This is a genomic window from Flavobacterium sp. (genome assembly GCF_023151265.1).
Classification (GTDB): Bacteria; Bacteroidota; Bacteroidia; order Flavobacteriales; family Flavobacteriaceae; genus Flavobacterium.
Window position 1 is genome coordinate 1 of sequence record NZ_JAKLJH010000129.1, and the last position, 7480, is coordinate 7480.

The following is a 7480-nucleotide window of genomic DNA, read 5'->3' on the forward strand; positions in this document are numbered from 1 at the left end:
TAAATAAAACACTTTGTCAACCATTACCACAAATTCAATTACCAAAAAAATAAACCTATGTTCACCATCCAACAAATTCACGAAGCACACGCCAAAGTAAAAAGCGGTGCTGATTTTCCAAAATACATGCAAGACATTATTGCGCTTGGTGTTACTTCATTTGAAACTTTTGTTTTTGATAATCATACCAATTATTTCGGAAAAGATAATTTTCAAACGTCATCAGAAGGTTTTTCGGAAACCTTAACCATTGCTGATGAAAGCAACCTTGAACAATTCAAATCCGACTTAAAATCGCACCAACAAGGCAACACCGATTACATGACGTTTTTAAACGATTGCGCCAAATCAGGTGTTGAAAAATGGATTGTGGTAATGGATAAAATGACTTGCAGTTATTACGACAAAGCTGGGAATGAAATGGTAGTGGAAGTGATTCCGTCGGTATAAAACAAGTTTTTGTCATTTCGACCTAAGGAGAAATCACATTATCTGCTCATGTTATGAGATTCCTCCTGCGTCGGAATGACAACTTTGTGTTAAAGAAAGTTTGAGCATAAAAAAACGGCTCACTTTCGTAAACCGTCTTTTCTCTTTCTTCTTGTATCTTTTCTCTAATTAAGCATTCATAATCGCTTCAATTTCCTCAATTTCAATCGGAATATTACGCATTAAATTAAATGCTGCTCCTTTTTCTTGAATCACCATATCGTCTTCTAAACGAATACCAAAACCTTCTTTCGGAATGTAAATTCCTGGTTCAACTGTGAATACCATGTTGGCTTGCATTGGTTCGTGTAATAATCCGTAATCGTGCGTGTCTAATCCCATGTGGTGCGAAGTCCCGTGCATGAAATATTTTTTATACGCTGGCCAATCTGGATTTTCGTTTTGTACGTCGGCTTTGTCTAATAATCCTAAACCTAATAATTCAGAAGTCATGATTTTACCCACTTCTACATGATATTGTTTCCATAACGTTCCTGGAACCAACATTTTTGTAGCTTCGTTTTTCACATTTAAAACCGCATTGTAAACTGCTTTTTGTCTATCTGTAAAACGACCCGAAACTGGAACCATACGCGTCATATCACTTGAATAATTCGCATATTCTGCACCAACGTCTAATAAAATCAAATCGCCAGCTTTACATTGTTGGTTGTTTTCGATGTAATGCAACACGTTCGCATTGTTTCCAGAAGCGATAATTGGGGTGTAAGCAAAACCTTTCGAACGATTTCTTAAAAATTCATGCGCAAATTCGGCTTCGATTTCGAACTCCATAACGCCTGGTTTTACGAAATTCAAAACACGTCTGAAACCTTTTTCAGTAATATCACATGCTTTTTGGATTAAATCCAATTCTTCACTTTCTTTAACCGAACGCAATCTTTGTAAAATAGGATTCGATTTTTCTACTTTGTGTGCTGGATAATTTTCTTTCCACCATTTGATAAAACGCGCTTCACGAGTTTCGGTTTCAATAACCGCTCTGTAATGTTCGTTAGTGTTGATGTAAATCGTATCGGCATAAGCCATGATTTCTTTCAAAGTCTTATGGAAACCTTGTAACCAAATCACCGATTTAATTCCAGAAACTTCGAAAGCTCTTTCTTTGGTTAGTTTTTCACCTTCCCAAATGGCAATGTGCTCATTCGTTTCTTTTAAGAATAAAATTTCTTTCAAATGTTCGTAAGGTGCATCTGGAAAAAGCAATAAAATACTTTCTTCTTGATCCACACCAGATAAATATAAAATATCTCTATGTTGTGCAAATGGCAATGTGCTATCAGCACTTACTGGATAAATATCGTTCGAATTGAATACCGCAACGCTGTTTGGTTTCATTTGAGCTGTAAATTTCGCTCTGTTTTTAACGTATAAATCGCGGTCTATTTGATGGTATTTCATGATGTAAAGATTTTTTAATATTTAAATTCTAACCACATAGATACATAGGTTTACTTAGAAAGTTTGAGAAAAATATAGCATTTCATTTTCAGATAGTTTGAACTATGTTTACTAAAATGAATAAAATGCCTTTTCTAAACAATCAAAATTCTATGTTTCTATGTGGTAGAAAAATAGTTTTTCAAAATTAATAAGATAAAAATGAAAAGTTGTTAAATACTTTAGAAATTTTGTAGAAGTGCAATGTTTTGGCTAATTTTCAACAAATTTTTTCAAGATGAAGCAAATTACTATCCTGTTTTTATTGATTGTGCAATCGGCAATCGCTCAAAATTCGTTGTTTAATCAAGTCGAAGCTAAAAATATCGGACCAACCATCATGAGTGGTCGCGTGGTAGATTTAGCTGTAAATCCAAAAAATCCAACAGAATTTTACGTGGCTTATGCTACTGGCGGACTTTGGTTCACCAATAACAACGGAACTTCTTTCACTCCTGTGATGGATTCGGCAGAAACGGTTAATTGTGGTTCAGTTACGGTGGATTGGAATTCGGGAACAATTTGGGTTGGAACTGGTGAAGTGAATGCTTCGCGTTCGTCTTATGCTGGAGTTGGCGTTTTAAAATCTTCGGATAAAGGCAAAACTTGGGAAAATTTAGGATTAAAAGATTCGCATCACATTAGCCGAATTTGGGTCAACCCAAGCAATTTGAATGAAATTGTAGTGGCTGCTGTCGGACATTTGTATACAACTAATAAAGAACGTGGCATTTACAAATCAACTGATGGTGGAAAAACTTGGAAACAAACTTTGTTTGTGGCGGAAGATGCTGGAATTATTGATTTAGCCGTTTCGAAAAACAATCCAAAAATCATGTTTGCGGCTTCTTGGCAAAAAGATAGAAAAGCTTGGCATTTTGATGGTGATGGAGAAAAATCGGGGATTTATAAAAGTGAAGATGGCGGAACTTCTTGGCAATTAGTCACTACAAAAGAAAGTGGATTTCCAACAAATGAAGGTGTCGGAAGAATTGGTTTAGCCATGTTTAATGAAAACGTGATTTATGCTGTCGTAGACAATCAAAACAAGCGACCAAAAACGGATTCGAAAAGTAAATTAACCACGATGTTATCTACTCCTGGAGCGGATTTCATGGAAATTTCGAATAAAGAATTGAATATCGCTTTGAAAGAAAGTGGTTTTAGAGATAAATATCGTGCGGAAAATATTAAAAATTGGGTTGCCAATAATAACATGGAACCTAAAGAAGTTCTAGCGGTTTTATCCGATGCAAATAAAGCGTTATTTGAAACTGAAGTAATTGGTTGCGAAGTTTACAAATCGGAAGATGGCGGAAAATCATGGAAAAGAGCGAATCAGAATTATATTGACGATATGTTTTACACCTACGGCTACTATTTTGCGAACATTTCTGTAGATGAGAAAAATCAAAATCGTGTTTATATTGGTGGTGTTCCATTACTGTTTTCGGAAGATGGAGGAAAAACTTTTACTGCCATTTCTAAAGAAAACGTTCATGCCGATCATCATGTAACTTGGGTCAATCCTGAAAATTCGAATCACATTATCAACGGAAATGATGGTGGTGTAAATATTTCGTACGACAATGGAGCGCATTGGATTAAATGTAACAATGAAGCGTTAGGTCAATTGTATGCTGTGAATGTGGATTATCAAGAGAATTATAATGTCTATGGCGGAATGCAAGATAATGGTGTTTGGTTTGGTCCAAATAATTACTCGCACAATGTAGCTTGGCATCAAGAAGGGAAATATCCGTATCAAGAATTAATGGGTGGCGATGGCATGCAAACGCAAATCGATAGTCGCAATCCAAATGTAGTTTTTACTGGATATCAATTTGGAAACTACTACAGAATCAATCAAAAAGAAGACAAGTTTGATTACATCACTCCAAAAGCTCCAAAAGGAGAAAAGCCATATCGTTTCAATTGGCAAACCCCAATTTTATTGTCTTCTCACAACCAAGATATTTTGTATATGGGTTCTGAGTTTCTTCACCGTTCTATGAATCAAGGCGAAAGTTGGGAACGAATTTCAGGTGATTTAACAAATGGTGCAAAAGAAGGAAATGTAGCTTTTGGAACGTTAACTACCATTTCAGAAAGCAAATTCCAATTTGGATTACTTTATGCAGGTTCTGATGATGGAAAAATTCATGTTTCAAAAGATGGTGGCGTTTCTTGGCAGTTGATTTCTGGTAATTTACCTCAAAATTTATGGGTTTCAAGAGTTGTCGCTTCAACTCACAAAAAAGAAAGAGTTTATGCCACTTTAAACGGATATAGATACGATAATTTTGAAAGTTATGCTTTTGTTTCAGAAGATTTTGGTACGACTTGGACTTCAATTTCAAATGGATTAACGCAAGCGGTTAACGTAATTGTTGAAGATTCAGTAAATGAAAACATTTTATACGTTGGAACGGATAATGGCTTATTCATTTCGTTAGACAAAGGCGCAACTTGGCAAGATTTCTCAAACGGAATGCCGAATGTAGCAGTTCATGATGCGGTAATTCAAACCAAAGCAAAAGAATTAATCGTGGGAACTCATGGTCGTTCGATTTATAAAATGGATATTTCTAAAGTTCAGGAAGTAACGAAGGATGTTTTAGCTAAAAATCTTCATTTATTTAAAGTTAATGATAGAACAAAATCAGACCGATGGGGAAGTCAAAATTATGCTTGGGGAAAACCGAGTGAGCCATCGCAAACAATTTGGTTTTACTCAAATGTTGATGGAGTTGTAGCGGTTTCCATTACAAATGAATCGGGAATAATAGTTCACACTCAAAAAGTTGAAGCTAAAAAAGGATTGAATTCGTTTGAATTTGATTATTCGCTTTCAAAAGAAGTGGCTGAAAAGTGGAATAAAAAAGACAAAAACATTAAAATTAAAGAAGCTGAAAACAAGAAGTTTTATTTGCCTGTTGGAAAATACAAAATGACAGTTTCAAAAGATAAAGCATCGGAAAGCAAATCATTCGAAGTTTCAGCTCCAAAAAAATAAGTAATGAAGAAAATCACTTTTTGCATTTTTTTATTTGCAACTATCATAAGTGTTGCTCAAGACAAAAAAGCCTATCAAATTTTTGATAAAAAGGGTAAAAAATCATCGTATCAAAAAGTTTTGAAAGCAGCTGAAAAATCGGATGTAGTTTTGTTTGGCGAATATCATGATAATTCTATTGTACATTGGTTGCAATTAGAATTCACAAAGGATTTAGCCCAAAAGAAAGATTTGGTTTTAGGCGCCGAAATGCTCGAAGCGGATAATCAAAAGCAAGTAAATCAATATTTGAATGGCGAAATCAATCAAAAACAATTGGATTCTTCGGCTCGACTTTGGAAAAATTATAAAACCGATTACAAACCTTTAGTCGATTTTGCCAAAGAAAAGAAATTCAGTTTTATTGCTACAAATGTGCCTCGAAGATACGCTTCATTGGTATTTAAAAAGGATTTAGTGGCTTTGGATTCGCTTTCTGCTCAAGAAAAATCGTGGATTGCTCCGTTGCCAATAGCATTTGATATCAATCTTCCAGGTTATAAAAGCATGATGGGAATGCAAGGTGGTCATGCAGGCGACAAAATGCCAAAAGCACAAGCTATAAAAGATGCTACAATGGCATATTTTATCAATAAAAACAGAAAAGAAAACAGTGTTTTTATTCATTACAATGGTACTTATCATTCGGATAATTATGAAGGCATCAATTGGTATTTGAAAAAATTAGACGCTGGCATAAAAATTGTGACAATCGCTACGGTGGAACAAAAAGATATTTCAAAATTAGAAGCCGAACATTACAATAAAGCCGACTTTATTCTCGTTATAGATGAAGACGTAACAAAAACGTATTAAAATCGTCTTTATTTAGAAACCAAACGCTTGGGTTTTGTTTAATGTTGGATTCCTGCTTTCCGTTATAGTCCCGATTTTATCGGGAGCTATCACTCCAATCAGGGTTAGAAAACAATCGATAGTATGAAGAAATTAGTAGTTTTATTCACTTTAATAGTTGGTGCATTTGCCTTTTTCTCTTGTGAAGATTCAGACGATGTATCGGAAGAGCCTCATTTAATAGTCAAATTTCAATTTGATCCCAATCAAGTGCGATTGAATAATTTGGGTCAACCAGCTACTATTCCATCGGGTCATGCAGCACAATCTCCCGATTTCAGTAAAATTAGCGCGCATTATTTTGAGTTGGCACCCACAGCTTACACTCAATTAACAGAAGGAACTGTCTTATATCATGCAGATGAAACTACTCAAGGAGGTTCGGTTGCAATTGATTTTAGTAAAGCCGTTGTGGTAGGTGAAGGTGAAGCTTTTTTAAAAATCCCATTAAGTCAAGTAGCACAAGGAAACTATGAATATGTGCGAGTTTCATTAGCTTATCAAGAATACAATATTTCAATTCGCAACAATGGCGCAGATTATCAAGGTAAATTAGCGAGTTTTGTTGGATACAATAATTATATTACAACACATTCAATAGGAAATAATTCATTTCCGGTAAACGGAAATCGCTTGCAAGGTTACTGGGCATTTGCATTGAATAATTTACCTTATGCAACTTCTGGACAAGCCCCTGCAGGAGCTACAACGGTTCCAAATCCTATAGCTTCAACTTCACCAATTCCTTCTGGCTCGTGTGTTGTAACTGGAAAATTTGCTCAAAATTTAGTTATTAACGGAAATGAAACCCGTGATATCGTTATTACATTGTCATTGTCAACCAATAATAGTTTTGAGTGGCAAGAAGTAACCTCTGATGGTAAATATGAGCCCTCTATTGGTGAAAATGTGGTAGATATGGGACTCAGAGGATTGATTCCTTCATTTGTTAAATAAATATATTTGCTAAAATAGTATATGTTTTCGTTGTCTGGAGTGTCTAAACGCTTGATATTCAACGATAGTTAAATTCATTTTAAAATCATTATAAATTAGCTCGAAAAGGTTGTAGTTAATTTCAAATAGCCTTATTTTTGTTTGATTTTTTATTAAACTAGTACAATCAAATAAAAATTATGGCAAAATCGGCACTATTAAAGTCATCTATCGTAAAAAAATACTGGATGGCTCTTACAGGTTTATTTCTATGCTTGTTTTTGGCGGGGCATTTGGCAGGAAATCTTCAATTGATTTTTGGAACCAGCTTGCAATTCAATGAATATGCTTTATTCATGACCACCAATCCTGCAGTTAAGTTACTTTCTTACCTTACTTACATTTCAATTATATTCCATGCAATCGATGGAATTATGTTGACAATCCAAAACAAAAAAGCAAGGCCAATTGGTTATGCAAAAACAGATGGTTCTTCTAGTAGTTTAGCTTCAAGAAATATGGCTGTTTTAGGAACTGTGATTTTAGTTTTCATCGCTACTCACATGGTGAATTTTTGGGCTAAAATGCATTTCGACAAAAATATGCCGTTAATGGTTAAAGAAATTGAAGTACAAGGGAACAAACAGAAATTTTACGTAGGTACACAAACAGGTCAATATTTTC

General features: G+C 34.8%; 5 protein-coding genes and 1 pseudogene. 5 read left to right on the plus strand and 1 reads right to left on the minus strand.

All coding sequences use genetic code 11. The features are described from left to right. Nucleotides 1–57: 57 nt before the first annotated feature. Nucleotides 58–450 carry a DUF1398 family protein gene (locus L6Q46_RS11195; protein WP_291284376.1) on the plus strand — a complete coding sequence of 131 codons (393 nt, stop codon included), beginning with the start codon at nucleotides 58–60 and terminating at the stop codon, nucleotides 448–450. Nucleotides 451–618: 168 nt separating this feature from the next. Here the strand turns inward: L6Q46_RS11195 and L6Q46_RS11200 are convergent, their stop codons facing one another. Continuing rightward, nucleotides 619–1911: an aminopeptidase P family protein gene (locus tag L6Q46_RS11200; protein WP_291284377.1), complete on the minus strand. Its 1293-nt coding sequence runs from the start codon at nucleotides 1909–1911 to the stop codon at nucleotides 619–621. Nucleotides 1912–2188: 277 nt separating this feature from the next. Here L6Q46_RS11200 and L6Q46_RS11205 point away from each other — a divergent pair, with 277 nt between their 5' ends. The 4 genes and pseudogenes from L6Q46_RS11205 to L6Q46_RS11220 form a co-directional block, all read left to right on the plus strand. Beyond that, nucleotides 2189–4966 carry a glycosyl hydrolase gene (locus tag L6Q46_RS11205; RefSeq protein WP_291284378.1) on the plus strand — a complete coding sequence of 926 codons (2778 nt, stop codon included), beginning with the start codon at nucleotides 2189–2191 and terminating at the stop codon, nucleotides 4964–4966. A 3-nt stretch (nucleotides 4967–4969) separates the two neighbouring features. Continuing rightward, nucleotides 4970–5821, plus strand: coding sequence for a ChaN family lipoprotein (locus L6Q46_RS11210; RefSeq protein WP_291284379.1), 852 nt, complete (start codon nucleotides 4970–4972; stop codon nucleotides 5819–5821). 123 nt (nucleotides 5822–5944) lie between these two features. Next, complete coding sequence (locus tag L6Q46_RS11215) at nucleotides 5945–6817, plus strand: hypothetical protein (protein WP_291284380.1); 873 nt, start codon at nucleotides 5945–5947, stop codon at nucleotides 6815–6817. Between the two features lie 179 nt (nucleotides 6818–6996). Continuing rightward, nucleotides 6997–7480: pseudogene (locus L6Q46_RS11220) on the plus strand (succinate dehydrogenase); the annotation flags it as partial.